This window comes from Sinorhizobium chiapasense (genome assembly GCF_036488675.1).
GTDB classification, from domain to species: Bacteria; Pseudomonadota; Alphaproteobacteria; order Rhizobiales; family Rhizobiaceae; genus Sinorhizobium; species Sinorhizobium chiapasense.
On record NZ_CP133148.1, the window covers coordinates 3601343 to 3620686 of the forward strand.

The following is a 19344-nucleotide window of genomic DNA, read 5'->3' on the forward strand; positions in this document are numbered from 1 at the left end:
CGATTCCAGTCAGGCGCTCATGGTGAAAGGCTGTTCTTGTTGCCACCGCTTTGAGCGCGACGTTCATTTCTGCGCCAAAGGTTTCGCATCGCGCATGAGCGGGGCAAGTTGACGAGCAAGCGCTTCGCTCAACGTGCGCATATAGGTCGCCGTTACGTGATGCTTGTCGTAATAGACCTGCACATTGCCAATGACTGCGGGGCACATTTCAGCGGTGCAGAAATAATCGGAAAAGTCCAGAAAATGCAGGTTTTCCCTGAAGGACACCGCGCGGGTGGGATTGATCGGAGCGAGCACCGAATCCCGCTCCACAATGCATTTCGGCGAGAAGCGGCCATTGATTTCCACGCACTCGGGCACATCAAAGCCAAACCAGGGCGTGTCGCGCATTGCCACGACAGGAATTCCCGCCGCCGCCAGCTTCGCCCATTGCCGTTGATAACCAGCGGGAACTTCCTCGATGCCATCGATCACCCGCGTGGATGTGGTGAAAATCAGGTTCGGCTTTGTCGCCAACAATCTTTCCATCAGCAGTTCGTTCCACTTGGTGCAGGCATCGCGATATGCGGGTACCTCGGACGACTCCTGCGAACTGAGGACGCAACTGCTCTTGGTGTACGTGACGATTTTCCAGTCCGGATACCGCTGCAAGACGCCCTGCAGTGCCGGTAGCCAATGCACGCTGTGCGAACCGCCAACGAGCGCCAAAGTGTGGCTTGCGCCTCTCGGTCCATAACTGCAACTGAGCAAAGTGGTGCCCAGCAGCGACTGATGGCAGCCGTCCCGATATACGTCTGCATCGTCCCATCTTGCGGTCATTGCTCCAGGATGGACGGGGACTTCACTCGAACCCGCCGCGAGGCCCTTGATCGCCGCACCGGGGTAACGCGCGGGATCCGCGACACGCAACCGCTCCTCGGCCATGCTCCGAGCAGCCTCCCCTCTCCAGACGAACAGGCCCGCGGCTATCACGGCAAGAGCAATGATCGCTCCGAACGCCGTTTGCAAAGGCCGGTCATCATTCTTCCGTCCAGGAAAACGTCCATCGAGCATTCGCGTCGTAGCATGGGAAAGGACGATGGAGACGATCAGGACGACCGCGCCCTCTATTGGACCGGCCGAGGTTTGATACGAGTAGGTGAGATAGAAGACGAGGATCGGCCAGTGCCAGAGATATAAAAAATAGGATATGTCTCCAAGCCACACCAGCGGTCGCGCGGCCAGCAATCTGGCAACGCCGAACCGTAACGGCGGACCATTGCCACAAACAAGGATCGCTGCGGCGGCGAGCGTCGGCCAGAGCGCGGCGTAGCCGGGGAAAACAGTCGATATCTCAAGCACGATGCCACAACTCAAGATGGCAACCAAGCCGATCCACCCGCCGATCGTCCGGTGTATTGGCGACAAATTGATACCGGGCAGCAGCAGGCCAGTGATTCCGCCAAGCGCGAACTCCCAGATCCGTGCAAAGGTGTCGTAGTAGGCGAATGCCTGGTTTCGGGACGTGCTGTAGATCGAGTAGGCTAACGACAGCGCGAATACACTTATGAGAAACGCCAACAGGTCAGTGCGCGACGGCCGACGCCTTATCAAGGTAAATACGGCAACAGCCGCACCCAAAATCAGCAAGCATTGGACTTGGGCGGCCATCGCCCAGTAGTGCTGGACCGGGCTTGCCACTTCGTCTCGTGCAAGATAATCGATCGCCGCAGTCGCCAGCAGCCAATTCTCGAGATAGACAGAACTGGCCGCAATCTGCTGCATAACGGTTTGCCATTGCATTCTCGGTAGCCAAAAAGGCGCCGACGTCGCGATCACAGCAAGCACCAAAAAGGACGAGGGCAGAAGCCGGCGGGCCAATTTGGTGGTAAAGAGGACGAGGTCCACGCGATGCTCGGCTTCCGCCTGGCGCGCCAGCGACGCAATGAGCAGGTAGCCGGAGACGATGAAGAACACATCGACACCCCCAGACACCCGGCCGATCCATATGTGATATATCGCGACCAGAAGCGCGCCGATTGCCCGCAGGCCCTGAATGTCATCGCGCCGCGGTACGGCGCGAATATTTGGCTCGACTGTCACGTCAGTTCGACCCCGATAATCAGGCCGGGATGCCAAAGCAGCCTCGACAGAGTCTCGAAACGCCTTCAAAGGTCTGTTTTCCGATCGCCAAACTGCGTCACTCTCAGGATTGAATTAGCCCGGCCTTACATAACAGTTTTATAGTGCCGGGCAAAACAATGCCAAGACGGGGAAGTTCCAGGGATGCGGATCACTTTGGGCGTTAAATGTCACAAAGGTTGATAGTGGCTCTGTCACTCAACCTCAGCAACAGCAATGGGCACGAGACCGGGCGATGACAGGCGTGGAGCAGCAGTCTCATGCCTTGTCGTGAGATCTTGGCATGAGTGAAAGTGCCGTTCGGCCGATGTCTCAGCCGATCCGGATCGCCTTCAACCGCTCCTCGTCGAGGACGACGCCGAGACCCGGCGCCTCGCCGAGTTCGAGCCAACCCTTCGCGTGTCTCAGTGGCGCTGCCATCGGATAGTCGCGACGCGCTTCGCTCCACTCCGGATTGTCGTACGGGTATTCGAGCCACGGCGCTTCGCCGACGCCCGCCGTCAGATGGGCGTTTGCCAGCACGCCGATGCCGTTGGTCCAGGAATGCGGCGTGAACATCACGCCCGCCTCGCGCGCCTGCCAGGCAAGCCTGCGGCAGCCGGTGATGCCGCCGACCAGCGCGGCGTCCGGCTGAATCACATCGCAGGCCCGCTCCTCGATGATGTCACGGAATTCATAAAGCTCGCGCGTCATCTCTCCGCCGGCGATGCGGACGGACGTCGCATCGCTCAACCGCCTCATGCCTTTCCGGTCGGAGCGATGCAGCGGTTCCTCGATCCAGTAGACACCGAGCCGCTCCAACTCTCTCGCAACCGCCACCGCATCCTTGAAGGTCCAGGCAAGTGTTGTATCCCAAGGCATGCGCCAGCCCTGATTGCAGTCGACCATCAGTTCCAGCCGGTCGCCGACCCGCGCTCGGATCGCCTCAAGTGCCCGCACATCGGCGCGCCAGCCGTTGCGGCCGCCGGCGGACGAGGTGAAGCGGACCTTCATCGCCGGAAAACCTTCCTCCAGATAGCTCTCGGCCTGCGCCGCCATCGCCCCGGCATCACGGAGAACGCCCGATGAAGCATAGAGACGGACGCGGTCCGCCCGTCCGCCAAGCATGCGCCAGACGGGCTCGCCTGTAATCTTGCCGATGAGATCCCAGAGCGCCAGATCCATCGGCCAGCAGCGGCCATAGTGGAAACTGATATGCGACAGCACTTCGTAGTGCCGCTCGACATGGCGCGGGTCTTCGCCGATGAAAAGGTCTTCGTGCCCCTCGAAGCCCTTCATCAGATCACCGGATCCGATCCCTTCGCGGCCCTCGTCATCGCGCACCCGGACGATCGTCGCATCGAAGTGTTTACGCGGCCGCCCGTCCCAGCTTGCCTTGAACGGCGGATCGAGCGGCAGGCGGTGATGGGTGATCTCGATGGAAACGATCTTGCTCATGACTCCTCCGATCCGCCTCTTTTCACATCCGGCGAAGATTCTAGCCGAACTGCTGCCAGATGGTCTTGTAGTCGCAATATTTGTCGATCGCATGCACCGACCGGTCGCGGCCGAAGCCGGATTGCTTGAAGCCGCCGAAGGGAGTCGCGAAGTTCGACATGTCGTAGGTGTTGATCCACACCGTGCCCGCATGGATCGCCTCTGAGAAGCGATGCGCCCGGTCCATGTCGCGGGTGAAGACGGCGCCCGCCAGCCCGTAGATCGTATCGTTGGCGATCCTCAGCGCCTCCTCCTCCGTGTCGAAGGGAATGGCGGCGAGCACCGGCCCGAAGATCTCCTGGCGCGCGAGCGTCATGTCGTTGGTGACGTCGATGAAGACGCCGGGCGAAACATAATGGCCGCCGGTTTCACCCATCACCCGTTCGGCGCCGAAGGCACGGCGACCGCCCTCCTTCTCGCCGGTGCCGATCATCGAGAGCACCTTGTTCATATGGTCCTCCTCGATCAAGGCGCCGATCTGCGCCGAAGGATCGAGCGGATGGCCGAGCGTGATCTCGCGTCTGGTTACCGCCTCGATCTTTTCGATCAACGTCTCCTGTATCGAGCGCTGGACGATCAGCCGCGTCGATGCGTGGCAGGTTTCGCCGGAATTGTAGAAGCAGCCCCAGGCGACGGCGCTCGCTGCCGCATCGAGATCGCCATCTTCGAAGACCACGAGCGGCGACTTGCCGCCGAGTTCCAACGCCACCCGCTTGACGTTCGACTGCGCCGCATAGCCCATGATCAGCTTGCCGACCTCGGTCGAGCCGGTGAAGGCGATCATGTCGACATCCATATGCAGCGCCAGCGGCTTGCCGGCCTCCTCGCCGTATCCGGTGACGACGTTGAACACACCGGCCGGAAGCCCGGCCTCTAGTGCGAGTTCCGCGAGCCGGATGGCCGAGAGCGACGACTGTTCGGCCGGCTTCAGCACGACCGAATTGCCGGCGGCAAGCGCCGGTCCGAGCTTCCAGGCGTCGATGATCAGCGGATAGTTCCACGGCGTGATCGCACCGATGACGCCGAGCGGCACTTTCCGCACCAAGGCTCGCGCACTCGGCCCGGTCGGCGCGATCTCGTCATAGAGCTTGTCGATCATCTCGCCGTAGTACTGGATGCCATCGGCCGCGAGGCGGACATCGACGTTAAGAGACGCCATGATCGGCTTGCCGACATCGAGCGTTTCCAGCAAAGCGAGCTCCTCGCCATGCTGCCGGATGAGATCCGCCCATTTGAGCATGATCTTCTTTTTTTCCAGCGGCTCCTTTTTGCGCCAGACGCCGCTGTCGAAGGCGGAGCGGGCAGCCGCGACCGCGTTATCGACATCGGTGGCATCGCCGCGGGCGAGCTTGGCGCCCGGCTTTCCGTCCATCGGCCGGATGCGCGTGAACGTCGCGCCGGATGCGGCCGCCCTGTGTACGCCATCGATGAAATGCCGACCCTCAGGCGTCAGTTCGGCAAGCAGGCTTTCCCAATAGGCGCGCGTGTATTCCTTCGTCATCTTATTGTCCTTTCACGAGCGCCATCATCCTCGCCGCAAAATGATCGATATCGCCGTCCGTCACGTCGCGGATCGTCGACCGGCGCATAGGCAGATTCTCCGGAGCCTTCATCTCGCGGCCGAGATCGGCCGCCGAGAACGCGCCAAAAGTCTTCGGCAAAGCGCGCACGACACCGCAGCGGTCCATCAGATCGGAAACGAAGGCAGGAAGATCGCCGGCCCTGTCGACGCCGCATGCCCTTGCCGCACCGTCGAGATCGGCCGTGTCGGCCTCGACGAGCCAGCCGATCGTCGCCTCGAACCCAAGCGCGGTGGCAAGCCCGTGCTGCACCGGCGCAAGTCCGGCCAAAGCATGGCTGATGTTATGTGCGATCGCGGTACCGCAATTGTCGATGGCGACCCCGGCATAGCAGGAGCCGAGCAGCACCTTGCCCCGCGCTTCCAGATTGCCGGGCTCCTTCACCGCCGTCTCCAGCGCGCCGGTGATCAGCCGCAATGCCTCATGAGCGTAGAGCTGGGCGCCGCGATGCGTGTTGCGATTGGTCGCCGCTTCGAAAGCGTGGACGAACGCATCAAGCCCGCACCAGGCCGTGAGATTGGCGGGCAACGTCACGGTCAACGACGGATCGAGCAGCACCAGATCGGCCTTGGTCTCGGCGCCCCAGATCCAAAGCTTCTTGCCTTCGAGCCCCGAGAAGATGTTGGTGGCGGAGGTCTCCGATCCGGTGCCGGCCGTCGTCGGCACCAGGATCCTGTTCAAGGGGTTTTTCGGCAACGGATTGGCGGCAAGCGCGTAGTGCATCGGATCCCGGCCCGAGGCGGCGCAACAGGCGACGATCTTGGCGATATCGAGCGCCGAACCGCCGCCGATGCCGATCACGAGATCGCAGCCCATCGCCGTTTCGAGCGCTGCATGCAGGTGGGCAAGTTTCGGCTCCCCGGCGAAATCGGAGAAGATGCGGGCGCGGATACCCTCCCGTTCAAGATCCTTCACGATGCTTTCGGCGAGCCCCGACTGCGCGAGGAAGCCATCGATGACAATGGCCGCGCGCCGCGCTTCGAGCTCCTTTGCAGCCTTGCCGATCATCAAATGAATATTGTCTCCGAAGCGGATTTCCGGAATGAAGGACGTGGAGAACTGCAAGGGGTCGTGCTCCCGGCTGGCCTGTGTTGCAGCTTTACCCTGCAACACGATCTGATATTTTCAAATCCGGTGAATTTTCGGCCTTTTTGATAACCTGAAGTCATGGAAAACAGTCTGCTCGATCGCATTCCGCTGGAGGCCTTCCGCGTCTTCGACGCCGCGAGCCGGCACATGAACTTTTCCCGCGCCGGTCGCGAGCTCAACATCACCCAGGCGGCCGTCAGCCGCCGCATCAAGACGCTTGAGGATCACCTCGGGAGTCCGCTCTTCAGCCGTCGCGGCAAGAACCTGGAACTGACACCGCAAGGCGAGCGGCTTTTCCAGCGGATACGCGCCTCGCTCGACTATCTCGAGGAGAGCCTCGAACCTTTCCGCGGCGCCTCCGGCCAGACGATCTCGATCGCCGCGAGCGGCTCGGTCTCGCATCTCTGGCTCGGTACGCGGCTGCGCGAGTTCGGCAAGGAGAACCCGGGCATCTCGATCCGTCTCCTGACGACCGACAGCCCCTCCGAGCTTGCCTCGGAAAACAACGACATCGTCATTCTCTATTCGACCGGAGACCACCCGCGCTGGTCGCTCACCCTGTTGATGGCCGAGGAACTGGCGCCGGTCGCCTCGCCCGACTATCTCGCTGCCAGGGGTCTCGATGCCGCCGAACTGCCGCCCGAGGCCATCGCAAGGCTCGACCTCATCGACTACGACCGCTTCAATGCCCACTGGATTTCGTTCCAGAAATGGTTCGAGCGGATCGGGCCCTCCCGGACCGGCGTAAAGCCGCGCCCCAAATACACCTTTTCGACCTATGTGATGGCGATCGATGCGGCGGTGCGCGGCGACGGCGTGGCGCTCGGCAGCCTTGGACTGGTGCGGGAACATCTCAATGATGGCCGCCTGACGATGCTCGGCCAACGCAGCCTTGCCTCCGGCTACGGCTATTATCTCGGGCTGCCACGCAACCGGCCATCGACGGACGAGGTGCTTCGCCTCCATGCAGCGCTGAGCAGGCCGGCATGAACGGCGACCCGATCCAGGATAGCGGGCCTCTGTGGCGTTGCGTTTTGGCTGCGTACACCGCGATCTCCGTAGCGTGCGAGACACGTTGCGTCGCTCGGGCACCTTTCAAGGCGGGGCGTTGACGTCCGATGGAAAAGAAGCAGAAAGGCCGGCCCGGCATCGCCTTTTTCTTCCTTGCCGTGGGGCTCGTCTTCACCGCGATCCTGGCGACCGCTCTTCTTGCCAACGAGCAGCGCAACCTGAAAAAACTCCTCACGGCCGCCGGTGTGCCAACAACATTCCTGGAGCAGGCGAAGCCGGAGACGAAACAAGCCGAGCCGCTCCACGAAGTCAGCAAAAAACCGGAAGCGCCCCGGATCTTGCTGCCGGCGCGGATTTTCGAAGACCTGCGCACGCCGGAGCAACAGTTCCTGCGCGAGATCCGCAGCGACCCGCGCGCGCTTTGCGAAGGCTTGCGCGACGCGGGCTTTCGTGAACTTGAGTGGAAGTCCGCCGAAAGCGGCCGGTGGGAATGCTCGTCGCTCATTCCGCTTGCCCGGCCTGGCGAAGACAACCCCTCGTCCATCTTCATTTTCGTCAAAGGCAGCGGCGAAGACGAAATCACTTCGTTCCGCGTGAAGCTGAACATAGAACGGCCCGAGGACACGCAGGCCGTCACCAGCGCTGCCGCCAAAGCCGCCTCGGTATTCCTCACGCAGGTCCGCTGGGCGGATAGCGAAAGCATCGCCCTTCGGATCCACGCGCTTCGCGAATTCGATCTCAAGCGCTTCGGCAGCCGCATCCAGTTCAAGCAGGAATCGGGCGACGTTCCCCGCTATAATTTTCTCGCCAACCAGGCGGCACGAACACGGCCGAAAAGTATAGCCGAACTCTTTTTCGACCGCGGCAAGTGGCTCACCCCTGGCGACGGCTCGGCTGTATCCTTCGTGCGCGGTCCGGCGGCCTGGAACGCGCCAGACGCCGTGCCCGACAACGCCTCTCCATCAGCGAATGAGCAATTGGAGCGCTGAAACCACCACCGCTCAGCGGTCGATGCGAGTCGAGAGAATGATCGACGACAGCGTCTTTTCGACCCCGTCGATTTCGCCGATGCGATCGATCAGCAGGTCGAGTTCGCTGATCGAGGCCGCCGCCACGACCGCGATGAGATCGAAGCTGCCGCTGACGGAATGGAGCGTGCGGATCTCCCGGATTGCACCGAGCTCGGGTGTAACGCGGCTCAGCGCCCGCGGCGCAATGGTGACCAGCACATGCGCCTTCACCAACCCCTTCTCGTAGCTTTCCGAAAGCCGCACGCCATAGCCGGCAATGACGCCCTCTCGCTCCAGTCGTTCGATTCGCGCCTGCACAGTCGTGCGCGAAAGGCCGAGCCGGCGCGCGATCGTCGCCGTCGGCATGCGCGCATTCTCGCTCAGGATGGCGAGGAGCTCACGGTCCTTGTCGGTGACCTGCATATCGTCGATCCATTTTGGCGAATTGCCGAATATTGACCGGCGATTTAGCCGGATCGCCGCTTCAAATCAACAGGTCATCGCGACAGAATGGAATACGAAGCAGCTCATACCTTGGGGAAAAGAATGAAAGACATCGTTGTCATCGGCGCCGGCAAGATCGGCTCCACCATCGCACGCATGCTGGCGCATACCGGCGACTATCGCGTCTGTGTCGCCGACCGCAGCGCCGAGCAACTGCAGCAGGTCGAAAAGCACGACGCCATTTCGACCGCGACCATCGACATCGCCGACAAGAAAGCTCTCGTCGCCCTGCTGACCGGCAAGTTCGCCGTGTTGAGCGCCGCGCCGTTCCACCTGACGGTCGCCATTGCCGATGCCGCCGCCGAAGCCGAGATCCACTATCTCGACCTGACCGAGGACGTCGAGTCGACCCGCCAGGTCAAGGCGATCGCGGCACAAGCGAAGACCGCCTTCATTCCGCAGTGCGGCCTTGCACCGGGCTTCATCTCGATCGTCGCCAACGATCTGGCGAAGCGCTTCGACACGTTGGAGAGCGTGCGCATGCGCGTCGGCGCCCTGCCGCAATATCCGTCCAACGCCCTCAACTACAACCTGACCTGGAGCACGGACGGCGTCATCAACGAATATATAGAACCCTGCGAAGCGATCGTCGAAGGTTCGCTGATCGACGTTCCGGCGATGGAAGAGCGCGAGGAATTCTCGCTCGACGGCGTCACCTACGAAGCCTTCAACACCTCCGGCGGCCTCGGCACGCTCTGCGAGTCGCTGAAGGGCAAGGTCCGCACGCTGAACTACAAGACGATCCGCTATCCGGGTCACGCCGCGATCTTCAAGGCGCTCCTGAACGACCTCGGCCTGCGCCATCGCCGCGAGGTGCTGAAGGATATTCTGGAGAACGCGCTGCCCACCACCACGCAGGACGTCGTCGTCATCTTCGTCACCGTCTCCGGCTTCCGCGAAGGCCGCCTGGTTCAGGAAACCTACGCCAACAAGGTCTATAGCGGCGTCGTCGCCGGACGCATGCAAAGCGGCATCCAGATCACCACGGCGGGCAGCATTTGCGCCGTCCTCGACCTGCTCGCCGACGGGAAGATCGCGACGAAGGGCTTCGTTCGCCAGGAAGACATCGCGCTCGACACCTTCCTCGCCAACCGCTTCGGTCACTACTACGCACAGAAAAGCGACATTGAGCGCGCTGCGGGCTGAGACGCCAATCCTGAACGGCTTCCCCTCCGCACCAAAAAAGTGAAAACGCGCAAAATGCCCGGACGATGTCCGGGCATTTTGCGTTCAAGGCCGTCCGGAAACCGAGCATCGCCCCTCATCCGGCCTGCCGGCCGCCTTCTCCCAGCAAGCGGGGCGAAGGAGACTTGCAGCGTACGTCCAGATTCCCTTTCCCGGCCGGCGGGAGAACGAACTGCACCGTTCAACCCATTGCCCGGAGGAAGTATGAGCGGTCGACGAATTCCTTGTCCCCTCTCCCGCCCGCGGGGAGAGGGTCAGGGTGAGGGGCATTTCACTCACACCGCCTCCCCGGAGACGTTCGCCCGGCTCCCGAACATCAAACGTGCGGTATCAGCGGACATGAAAAACCCCGCTCGAGGCGGGGTTCGATAGGCATTATCCCTTATCGGGATGTCCCTTTCAGGCCGGGATGACGATCTCCCCGAGCTTCGTCAGTTCGGCGATGAATTGCTCGAGACGAGTCTTCTTCTCGTCGCCCGCACCTTCCAGTTCGGCGCGAACTGAGTCGATGCGGTTCTCCAGGACGGTGCGGTCGAGTTCGTCGACGTGGACGGCGGACTCGGCAAGCAGCGTGCAACCGGTCGGCAGGATATCGGCGAAACCGCCGAAGACCGCAAAACGCTCGGTCTTGCCGTCAGCCGTCTTCACGGTAACCACGCCCGGCTTGACGGTCGTCATCGTCGGCGCGTGATTGGCCATCACGGTCATCTCGCCCTCGGTTGCCGGAATGACGACTTCCGTCACCTTTTCCGAAAGCAGCAGGCGCTCGGGGGAAACAAGCTCAAAATTGAAACTGTCGGCCATGACCATTCACTTCTGGTGCGCGCGCCGCCCGTTGGCAGCGGCTGTGGCATGTTCTCTGCCGCTCGTCGCGGCAGAATGAAAACCGTGGCGCGAAATGGATCGCGCCACGGTTCACGATGCTGATTAAGCGGCTTCGGCAGCCAGCTTCTTGGCCTTCTCGATCGCTTCGTCGATCGAACCGACCATGTAGAAGGCAGCTTCCGGCAGGTGGTCGTATTCGCCGTTGACCAGGCCCTTGAAGCCCTTGATCGTGTCTTCAAGCGCAACCAGCTTGCCCGGCGAGCCGGTGAAGACTTCGGCGACGAAGAACGGCTGCGACAGGAAGCGCTCGATCTTGCGGGCGCGGGCAACCGCCAGCTTGTCCTCTTCGGAAAGTTCGTCCATGCCGAGGATGGCGATGATGTCCTGGAGCGCCTTGTAGCGCTGCAGCGTCGACTGCACCTTGCGCGACACTTCGTAGTGCTCTTCGCCGACGATCATCGGGTCGAGCATGCGCGAGGTCGAGTCAAGCGGGTCCACGGCCGGGTAGATGCCCTTTTCCGCGATCGAGCGCGACAGAACGGTCGTTGCGTCGAGGTGGGCGAACGAGGTCGCCGGCGCCGGGTCGGTCAAGTCGTCGGCCGGAACGTAGATGGCCTGAACCGAGGTGATCGAGCCCTTGGTCGTCGTGGTGATGCGCTCCTGCATCGCGCCCATGTCGGTGGCGAGCGTCGGCTGATAGCCCACGGCCGACGGAATACGGCCGAGCAGAGCCGACACTTCCGAACCCGCCTGGGTGAAGCGGAAGATGTTGTCGACGAAGAAGAGAACGTCCTGACCTTCGTCGCGGAACTGTTCAGCGACCGTCAGGCCGGTGAGCGCGACGCGAGCGCGGGCGCCCGGCGGTTCGTTCATCTGGCCGTAAACGAGAGCGGCTTTGGACCCTTCGCCGCCGCCGTGCTTGTTCACACCCGATTCGATCATTTCGTGATAGAGGTCGTTGCCTTCGCGGGTGCGTTCACCGACGCCTGCGAACACCGAGTAACCACCGTGCGCCTTGGCGACGTTGTTGATCAGTTCCATGATCAGAACGGTCTTGCCGACGCCTGCACCGCCGAAGAGACCGATCTTGCCACCCTTCGCATAAGGAGCGAGCAGGTCGACGACCTTGATGCCGGTGACGAGAATCTGCGCTTCAGTCGACTGCTCGACATAGGCGGGAGCGTCCTGGTGGATCGCACGGCGGGCCGAAGTCTTCAGCGGACCAGCTTCATCGACCGGCTCGCCGATGACGTTCATGATGCGGCCAAGCGTTTCCTTGCCGACCGGAACCGAGATCGGGCCGCCGGTGTCGGTGACCGATTGGCCGCGAACCACACCTTCGGTCGAGTCCATGGCGATCGTGCGGACGGAGTTTTCGCCGAGATGCTGCGCGACTTCGAGAACGAGGCGGTTGCCCTTGTTGTCGGTTTCCAGCGCGTTCAGGATCTGCGGGAGTTGACCTTCCTCGAAAGCGACGTCGACAACGGCGCCGATAACCTGCGTGACGCGACCGACAGCGCCGGTAGCCGTAACGACCGTCTTGGCGGAAGCTGCCTTACGCGGTGCAGCGGGCTTCTTCGCCGCTGCGGTTTCTTTCGGGGTAGCTGCCTTAGCCATAATTCTTACCCTCTTTCGTAACCTTAGAGCGCTTCCGCGCCAGAGATGATTTCAATGAGTTCCTTGGTGATCTGCGCCTGCCGCTGACGGTTGTAGTTGAGCGTCAGCTTGTTGATCATCTCACCGGCGTTGCGCGTCGCATTGTCCATGGCGCTCATCTTGGCACCCATTTCGCCAGCGACGTTCTCGAGCAGAGCCCGGAAGATCTGCACCGAGATGTTGCGCGGGATGAGATCGGTCAGGATGGCGGCTGCGTCCGGCTCGTATTCGTAGATCGCCGAAGCATCCGTGGTCTCCACGGAAACATCGCCGGCCGAGGCCGGGATGAGCTGCTGCGCGGTCGGAACCTGCGAAATGACGGACTTGAACTCGGAGTAGAACAGCGTGCAGACATCGAACTCGCCCTTCTCAAAGAGCGCGATGACCTTGTGTCCGATCTGATCGGCGTTTTCGAAACCGATCTTCTTGACTTCACGCAGGTCGACACGGTCGATGATCAGCGACGCGAATTCACGTCGCAGGATATCGAACCCCTTCTTCCCGACGCAGATGATCTTCACGGTCTTGCCGGCTGCGAGCAGCTTGCGCACATGATCGCGGGCGAAGCGCGCGATCTGCGAGTTGAAGCCACCGCAAAGGCCGCGTTCCGCCGTGCAGACGATCAGGAGATGCGTGTCGTCCCTGCCGGTTCCCGTCATCAGCTGCGGTACGCTTTCGTCCGCGCCGACCGCCTGGGCGATGTTGGCGAGAACGGCAGCCATGCGCTGCGAGTAAGGCCGGGCGGCCTCGGCCGCCTCCTGCGCGCGCCGAAGCTTCGCCGCGGCGACCATCTTCATCGCCTTGGTGATCTTCTGCGTCGCCTTGACGGAGGCGATCCGGTTTTTCAGATCCTTAAGTGAAGGCATCCGTTGTCCGTCCTAAATGAAACCCGCTCAGGCGAAAGACTTGGCGAAGGTGTCGATTGCAGCCTTCAGCTTGCCCTTGGTGTCGTCGGAAATCGCCTTTTCCGTGCGGATCACTTCCAGCACGTCCTTGCCTTCCGAACGCAGGTAGGAGAGCAGGCCCTGCTCGAACTTGCCGACCTGGTTGACCGGCAGCTTGTCGAGGTAGCCGTTGACGCCTGCGAAGATCACCGCCACCTGCTCTTCCGTCTTCAGCGGCGAGAACTGCGGCTGCTTCAGGAGCTCGGTCAGGCGGGCGCCGCGGTTCAAGAGGCGCTGCGTTGCGGCATCGAGGTCCGAGCCGAACTGTGCGAACGCCGCCATTTCGCGGTACTGCGCGAGTTCACCCTTGATCGAGCCTGCGACCTGCTTCATCGCCTTGATCTGCGCCGAGGAGCCGACGCGCGAAACCGACAGGCCGACGTTAACGGCCGGACGGATGCCCTGGTAGAACAGGTCTGTTTCAAGGAAGATCTGGCCGTCGGTGATCGAGATCACGTTGGTCGGAATGAACGCGGAAACGTCGTTGCCCTGCGTTTCGATGACCGGCAGAGCCGTCAGCGAGCCAGCACCCTTGTCGTCGTTGAGCTTTGCAGCACGCTCCAGGAGGCGGGAATGCAGGTAGAAGACGTCGCCCGGATAAGCTTCGCGGCCCGGCGGGCGGCGCAGCAGCAGCGACATCTGACGGTAAGCGACGGCCTGCTTGGAAAGGTCGTCATAGCCGATCAGCGCGTGCTTGCCGTTGTCGCGGAAGTATTCGCCCATCGCGCAGCCGGCGAACGGAGCGAGATACTGCATCGGAGCCGGATCGGAGGCGGTCGCAGCAACGATGATCGAGTACTGCAGCGCGCCGCGCTCTTCGAGAACCTTCACGAACTGAGCGACGGTCGAGCGCTTCTGGCCGATAGCGACGTAGACGCAGTAGAGCTTGTCCTGTTCCGGGCCGTTGTCGTGGATCGGCTTCTGGTTCAGGAAGGTGTCGAGAATGATCGCGGTCTTGCCGGTCTGGCGGTCGCCGATGACGAGCTCGCGCTGGCCGCGGCCGACCGGGATGAGCGCGTCGATCGCCTTGAGGCCGGTCGACATCGGCTCGTGAACCGACTTGCGCGGAATGATGCCGGGAGCCTTGACGTCAACGCGGGCGCGCTGCTTGGCGTTGATCGGGCCCTTGCCGTCGATCGGGTTGCCGAGCGCGTCGACGACGCGGCCGAGCAGTTCCGGACCAACCGGGACGTCCACGATGGCGCCGGTCCGCTTGACGGTGTCGCCTTCCTTGATGTCACGGTCGGAACCGAAGATAACCACACCGACGTTGTCGGCTTCGAGGTTCAGCGCCATGCCGCGAATTCCGCCGGGGAATTCGACCATCTCGCCTGCCTGTACGTTGTCCAGGCCGTAGACGCGGGCGATACCGTCACCGACGGAAAGCACCTGGCCGACTTCGGAGACTTCTGCTTCCTGGCCGAAATTTTTGATCTGATCTTTGAGAATTGCGGAAATTTCCGCGGCGCGGATATCCATCAGCCGACCTCTTTCAGTGCAAGCTTAAGGGTAGAGAGTTTGGTGCGAAGGGAGGTGTCAATCTGGCGGGACCCGACCTTGACGATCAGACCTCCAAGAATAGACGAGTCGACGGTGACGTTGATCGCCACGTCTTTGCCGGTGACGCCCTTGAGCGTCGCCTTCAATTCAGTTTCCTGCGCTTGAGTGAGCGCATGGGCCGACGTGACGTCGGCGGAAATTTCGCCGCGATGGCGCGCGGCAATCAGGCGAAACGCCTTGATGATGCCCGGCAGCGCAAAGAGACGGCGGTTACGAGCAACGACCTTGAGGAAGTTGCCGACCAGCCCGGAGATGCCAGCCTTTTCGGCGACCGCGGAAATGGCCTTGAACTGGTCGTCGGCAGAAAAGACGGGGCTTACGATCAGTCGCTTCAGATCATCGCTTCCGTCGATCAGCGCCTGGACGCGATTAAGATCGGCACCGACCGCCTCGAGCGAACCAGCATCGAGAGCGAGCTCGAAGAGCGAGGACGCATATCTTTCTGCAACACCGGAAATAAGCTGGGATGTGTCTGCCACGGGCACAAGCTTCTCTCTAAATCATCCAAGAACGTCAGCTGCGGCGAACCGCTGACTTAACATCTTGAATTTGCTGCAATAACTCGCAGGATATCGAGGCCGCTCGACCCACTTCCCCCGCAATTCGCGGTTCGTCTAGCATAGGATGTTTGGACTCGCAACACGCCAACGGCAGGAATGCGGCATAAGTCGACCCACATCGGTCGAATTTTGCCGTTAATCCGGAACGGAGCGTCGAAATCGTGTCGATCGTCGTCAGATCAGCCCGAAAACGTAAGCAAGCGGCAGGATCGCAAGCGCCGCCTGAACGGCAAGGGCGATCCAGTTGAAGAGCGTCGCGCCATTGTCGCTCATCATCGACAGGATGCGGCCGAAGGCGGCGAGTGCAAAGGCTGCACCGACGGCAAGATAGACCATCGGCTGGCCGAGCAGGATGGCGCCGAGCCCGAGACCGACATGCATGCCGCCCATGGTGGAGCGGACCTCCGCAAGCCCGCCGCGGCGCCCCTCGGCAACGCCGATGCCGGCGGCACGAAAGGCAAGGCGGGGTGCAAAGAGCATGACAAGGCCGATAAGTGTCGCGGCCGCCGCCGCGCAAAATGCCAGAAACTCCCCGGTTTCCGTCGGAATGTAGAACTCCATGCCGTCCCCGCTGATAGTATCATCCTCGTGGTGTCGCGCCCCGCGTGATTCCTCGCAGACGCGGCACCGCGAGAGGTCTAGCGCATGTCGGCGCCGATGTGAATCCGCTCCGTCGCGTTCACGCGATCGATCACAGAAAGCTCTGCGGATCGATGTCGAGCTGCACGCTGATCGATCCTTTCTCCTTGGGCCCGCCGGCAATCATCGCCTTGACGAAGGCCTGCATGTCGCTGTTGCGCCGTCCGTGGACAAGCAGGCGGAAACGGTGCCGTCCGCGGATGAGCGCGAGCGGCGCCTCGGCCGGACCGAGGATAGAGATGCCGTCGACGCGCGGGGCCGCCATGCGCAGGCCGCGCGCATGGCTTTCGGCGTCGTTGCGCGTATCGGCCGAAACGATGATCGAGGCGAGCCGGCCGAAGGGCGGCAGCGCGGCGCGTTCCCGTTCATTGATCTCGCGCTCATAGAAGGCGTCCGAATCGCCCGAGACGATCGCCTGCATCACCGGGTGCTGCGGCTGATAGGTCTGCAGCAGCCCAAGGCTCTTCAGGCCCGTCCGTCCGGCGCGACCCGTCACCTGCGAGAGCAGTTGGAACGTCCGCTCCGCCGCGCGCGGATCGCCGTTGGCGAGGCCGAGATCGGCGTCGACGATGCCGACCAACGTCATCAGCGGAAAATTGTGTCCCTTGGCGACGAGCTGGGTGCCGATGACGATGTCCGCCTCGCCACGCGCGATCGCTTCCAGTTCCAGCCTCAGTCGCTTGACACCCATCAGGTCGGAGGAGAGCACGATCGTGCGGGCCTCGGGAAAATGCCGGTCGACCTCCTCGGCAATGCGCTCGACCCCGGGTCCGCAGGCGACCAGGTGATCGAGCGTGCCGCATTCGGGGCAGGCTTCCGGTGTGCGCTCCGAATAGCCACAATGATGGCACTGGATCTGGCCGCGAAAGCGGTGTTCGACGAGCCAGCTTGAGCAGTCCGGGCACTGGAAGCGATGGCCGCAGACGCGGCAGAGCGTCAGCGGCGCATAGCCGCGCCGGTTCAAAAACAGCAGCGCCTGTTCGCCACGGCCGATCGCCTTGCCGATCTGGTTGAGGAGCACCGGCGAGAGAAAGCCGCCGCGTTCGGGCGGATGGCGGCGCATGTCGACGACGCCAAGATGCGGCAGCGCCGCATCTCCGAATCGCGTCGGCAGGTGGATCGGCCTGTAGCGGCCCACTTCCCCGTTGACCCGGCTTTCGACGGACGGCGTCGCCGACACCAAGACGACCGGAAAGCCGCTGATCCGCCCCCGCACGACCGCCATGTCGCGGGCGTTGTAGAAGACGCGATCCTCCTGCTTGTAGGCGGGGTCGTGCTCCTCGTCGACGATGATCAGGCCGAGATCCTCGAAGGGCAGGAACAGGGCGGAACGGGCGCCGGCGACGACGCGAACCGTCCCTGTCGTCACCTGTCGCCATACCTTCTCGCGCGTTCGCGGCGCGAGATCGGAATGCCATTCGGCGGGCTTCGAACCGAAGCGGTCCTGGAAACGTTCGAGGAAGCTCGCGGTCAGCGCGATTTCCGGCAAAAGGATCAGCACCTGCTTGCCGGCCCGCAACGTCGCGGCGATCGCCTCGAAATAGACCTCGGTCTTGCCGGAACCGGTAATGCCGTCGATCAGCGAAACGGAGAATCTTCCCTCTTCCACTGCCGCCAGCAGATCGGCTGCGGCATCCTTCTGCGCGCCCTCCAGTCGGGGAGCGGTGAAATCCGGATCGGGCGGAGCGACAACGGGCGGCGGCGGCATGAAAACGGCTTCGAATGCGCCCTGCGCGGTAAGGCCGTCGACGACGCTCGAAGAAACGCCCGCCGCGTGCGCAAGCCCGGACCGCGTCCAGGAAAAGCCGTCGCTTGCCGCCGCGATGACCCTTTCGCGCGCTGAAGTCATGCGCTCCGGCCGCTGGTCCGTCAGGCGCAGCGCTTCCACCATCGGCTCGGGATCGAAGGCCGTCGGCGCACGCAATGCCATGCGTGCGACGAGCCCGGGCGGCGTCACCGTATATGCCGCCACCCAATCGAGAAAGGCGCGCATCTCGCTCGTCAACGGCGGGCAGTCAAAAACCTTCTCGATCGGCTTCAGTTTCTTCGGATCGACCGTACCATCATCGGCGCCGTCCCAGACCACGCCCACGACCAGGCGCGGGCCCAGCGGCACCTGCACGATCGATCCCGGCTCGACCGCCATGCCATCCGGCACCACATAGGAATAGGCCCTCGGCGCCGGCATCGGCACCAGGACGGGCACAATGCGGCGGTCAGATACGGCCCCGAATAAATCGGTTGAATCAAGAGTCATTTTGCCGTGACCTTGCCACCGCTTTCAGTTAAAGAAAACTGCGCAGCGAACCGCTGCCTTGCAGAAAGCAGGGTTTGTCACGGTTCCACCAGAGTTTCAACGCGCGGTTTCTGCCCGCGGGTTTTCCGCCCGGCAGATATGCGCCCGAATGGCAATCATGCCCCAAGGGAGACACCTCCATGAAATTTTTCGTTGATACCGCCGACGTGAAGGAAATCCGGGAACTGAACGACCTCGGCCTGCTCGACGGCGTCACCACCAACCCCTCGCTCATCCTGAAGTCGGGCCGCGACATCGTCGAAGTCACGAAGGAAATCTGCTCGATCGTCGACGGACCGGTATCTGCGGAAGTGACAGCAACCGAGTACAGCGAGATGATGAAGGAGGCGGCCGCCCTTTCGAAGATCGCCGACAACATCTGCATCAAGGTGCCGCTGACGCTTGACGGCCTCAAGGCCTGCAAGGCGTTGACCTCGGACGGTCACCAGACGAACGTGACGCTTTGCTTCTCGGCCAACCAGGCGCTGCTGGCCGCCAAGGCCGGCGCGACCTTTGTCTCGCCCTTCATCGGCCGCCTCGACGACATCGCCTTCGACGGCATGGATCTCATCCGTGAAATCCGCCACATCTTCGACAACTATGGCTACGAGACGGAAATCCTTGCCGCCTCGGTGCGCACGGTCAACCACGTCAAGGAAGCCGCCCTCATCGGCGCCGACGTCGTCACCGCGCCGCCGGCAACGCTGAAGGCGCTCGTCAAGCACCCGCTGACGGACAAGGGCCTGGAAATGTTCCTGGCCGACTGGGCAAAGACCGGCCAGAAGATCGGCTGATCGTTTCGGGCTTTTCGCAGCAAATTCCGGGGCCTCGCAGCGATGCGGGCCTCGCCCCTCATCACCGTCACGTCGGGATGATGGCCCCCTCACC

The 19344-nt window shown here is 62.4% G+C and carries 16 protein-coding genes; 4 read left to right on the forward strand and 12 right to left on the reverse strand.

What is annotated here, in order from left to right; genetic code table 11:
* Positions 1–63 precede the first annotated feature (63 nt).
* The 4 genes from RB548_RS17220 to RB548_RS17235 form a co-directional block, all read right to left on the reverse strand.
* Positions 64–2082, reverse strand: a complete 2019-nt coding sequence (locus tag RB548_RS17220; protein WP_331372446.1) for an acyltransferase family protein — start codon at positions 2080–2082, stop codon at positions 64–66.
* A gap of 351 nt (positions 2083–2433) precedes the next feature.
* A complete protein-coding gene (locus RB548_RS17225) occupies positions 2434–3558 on the reverse strand; it encodes a mandelate racemase/muconate lactonizing enzyme family protein (RefSeq protein WP_331372447.1) in 1125 nt (374 codons plus the stop codon).
* Positions 3559–3598: 40 nt separating this feature from the next.
* Entirely contained in the window at positions 3599–5098 is a 1500-nt protein-coding gene (locus tag RB548_RS17230) for an aldehyde dehydrogenase (RefSeq protein ID WP_331372448.1), read from the reverse strand.
* A gap of 1 nt (position 5099) precedes the next feature.
* A complete protein-coding gene (locus tag RB548_RS17235) occupies positions 5100–6242 on the reverse strand; it encodes an iron-containing alcohol dehydrogenase (protein ID WP_331372450.1) in 1143 nt (380 codons plus the stop codon).
* Between the two features lie 102 nt (positions 6243–6344).
* On the opposite strand from RB548_RS17235, the gene RB548_RS17240 reads away from it, so the two are divergent.
* A complete protein-coding gene (locus RB548_RS17240; protein ID WP_331372451.1) occupies positions 6345–7256 on the forward strand; it encodes a LysR substrate-binding domain-containing protein in 912 nt (303 codons plus the stop codon).
* A gap of 128 nt (positions 7257–7384) precedes the next feature.
* Entirely contained in the window at positions 7385–8266 is an 882-nt protein-coding gene (locus RB548_RS17245; protein ID WP_331372452.1) for a DUF6030 family protein, read from the forward strand.
* A gap of 12 nt (positions 8267–8278) precedes the next feature.
* On the opposite strand, the gene RB548_RS17250 is transcribed toward RB548_RS17245, so the two are convergent.
* A complete protein-coding gene (locus tag RB548_RS17250) occupies positions 8279–8710 on the reverse strand; it encodes an Lrp/AsnC family transcriptional regulator (RefSeq protein WP_331372453.1) in 432 nt (143 codons plus the stop codon).
* Positions 8711–8833: 123 nt separating this feature from the next.
* Between RB548_RS17250 and RB548_RS17255 the strand changes: the two genes are divergently transcribed.
* Positions 8834–9937 (forward strand): saccharopine dehydrogenase family protein, encoded by a 1104-nt coding sequence (locus RB548_RS17255; RefSeq protein ID WP_331372454.1) that lies wholly within the window; start codon positions 8834–8836, stop codon positions 9935–9937.
* A gap of 438 nt (positions 9938–10375) precedes the next feature.
* Here RB548_RS17255 and RB548_RS17260 read toward each other — a convergent pair whose 3' ends face one another.
* The 7 genes from RB548_RS17260 to RB548_RS17290 form a co-directional block, all read right to left on the reverse strand.
* On the reverse strand, positions 10376–10780 hold the full coding sequence (locus RB548_RS17260; RefSeq protein ID WP_331372455.1) for a F0F1 ATP synthase subunit epsilon: 405 nt from the start codon (positions 10778–10780) through the stop codon (positions 10376–10378).
* 123 nt (positions 10781–10903) lie between these two features.
* Positions 10904–12418: a F0F1 ATP synthase subunit beta gene (atpD, locus tag RB548_RS17265; RefSeq protein ID WP_180939292.1), complete on the reverse strand. Its 1515-nt coding sequence runs from the start codon at positions 12416–12418 to the stop codon at positions 10904–10906.
* 23 nt (positions 12419–12441) lie between these two features.
* Positions 12442–13323: a F0F1 ATP synthase subunit gamma gene (locus RB548_RS17270; RefSeq protein WP_331372456.1), complete on the reverse strand. Its 882-nt coding sequence runs from the start codon at positions 13321–13323 to the stop codon at positions 12442–12444.
* A gap of 27 nt (positions 13324–13350) precedes the next feature.
* Entirely contained in the window at positions 13351–14880 is a 1530-nt protein-coding gene (gene atpA, locus RB548_RS17275; RefSeq protein ID WP_331372457.1) for a F0F1 ATP synthase subunit alpha, read from the reverse strand.
* Complete coding sequence (locus tag RB548_RS17280; RefSeq protein ID WP_331372458.1) at positions 14880–15446, reverse strand: F0F1 ATP synthase subunit delta; 567 nt, start codon at positions 15444–15446, stop codon at positions 14880–14882. Before RB548_RS17280 ends, atpA begins: the two co-directional genes overlap by 1 nt.
* 249 nt (positions 15447–15695) lie before the next feature.
* Positions 15696–16082, reverse strand: a complete 387-nt coding sequence (locus RB548_RS17285) for an AGROH133_08824 family phage infection protein (protein WP_331372459.1) — start codon at positions 16080–16082, stop codon at positions 15696–15698.
* Between the two features lie 130 nt (positions 16083–16212).
* Complete coding sequence (locus RB548_RS17290; protein ID WP_331372460.1) at positions 16213–18417, reverse strand: primosomal protein N'; 2205 nt, start codon at positions 18415–18417, stop codon at positions 16213–16215.
* Positions 18418–18596: 179 nt separating this feature from the next.
* Here RB548_RS17290 and fsa point away from each other — a divergent pair, with 179 nt between their 5' ends.
* Positions 18597–19250 (forward strand): fructose-6-phosphate aldolase, encoded by a 654-nt coding sequence (gene fsa / locus RB548_RS17295; protein WP_136508991.1) that lies wholly within the window; start codon positions 18597–18599, stop codon positions 19248–19250.
* The last annotated feature ends 94 nt before the right edge of the window (positions 19251–19344 follow it).

Coding starts and splice junctions, on each gene's coding strand:
- RB548_RS17225 (WP_331372447.1), bottom strand. CDS start 3,558: ATGAGCAAGATCGTTTCCATCGAGATCACCCATCACCGCCTGCCGCTC.
- RB548_RS17230 (WP_331372448.1), bottom strand. CDS start 5,098: ATGACGAAGGAATACACGCGCGCCTATTGGGAAAGCCTGCTTGCCGAA.
- RB548_RS17240 (WP_331372451.1), top strand. CDS start 6,345: ATGGAAAACAGTCTGCTCGATCGCATTCCGCTGGAGGCCTTCCGCGTC.
- RB548_RS17245 (WP_331372452.1), top strand. CDS start 7,385: ATGGAAAAGAAGCAGAAAGGCCGGCCCGGCATCGCCTTTTTCTTCCTT.
- RB548_RS17250 (WP_331372453.1), bottom strand. CDS start 8,710: ATGCAGGTCACCGACAAGGACCGTGAGCTCCTCGCCATCCTGAGCGAG.
- RB548_RS17255 (WP_331372454.1), top strand. CDS start 8,834: ATGAAAGACATCGTTGTCATCGGCGCCGGCAAGATCGGCTCCACCATC.
- RB548_RS17260 (WP_331372455.1), bottom strand. CDS start 10,780: ATGGCCGACAGTTTCAATTTTGAGCTTGTTTCCCCCGAGCGCCTGCTG.
- atpD (WP_180939292.1), bottom strand. CDS start 12,418: ATGGCTAAGGCAGCTACCCCGAAAGAAACCGCAGCGGCGAAGAAGCCC.
- RB548_RS17270 (WP_331372456.1), bottom strand. CDS start 13,323: ATGCCTTCACTTAAGGATCTGAAAAACCGGATCGCCTCCGTCAAGGCG.
- atpA (WP_331372457.1), bottom strand. CDS start 14,880: ATGGATATCCGCGCCGCGGAAATTTCCGCAATTCTCAAAGATCAGATC.
- RB548_RS17285 (WP_331372459.1), bottom strand. CDS start 16,082: ATGGAGTTCTACATTCCGACGGAAACCGGGGAGTTTCTGGCATTTTGC.
- RB548_RS17290 (WP_331372460.1), bottom strand. CDS start 18,417: ATGACTCTTGATTCAACCGATTTATTCGGGGCCGTATCTGACCGCCGC.
- fsa (WP_136508991.1), top strand. CDS start 18,597: ATGAAATTTTTCGTTGATACCGCCGACGTGAAGGAAATCCGGGAACTG.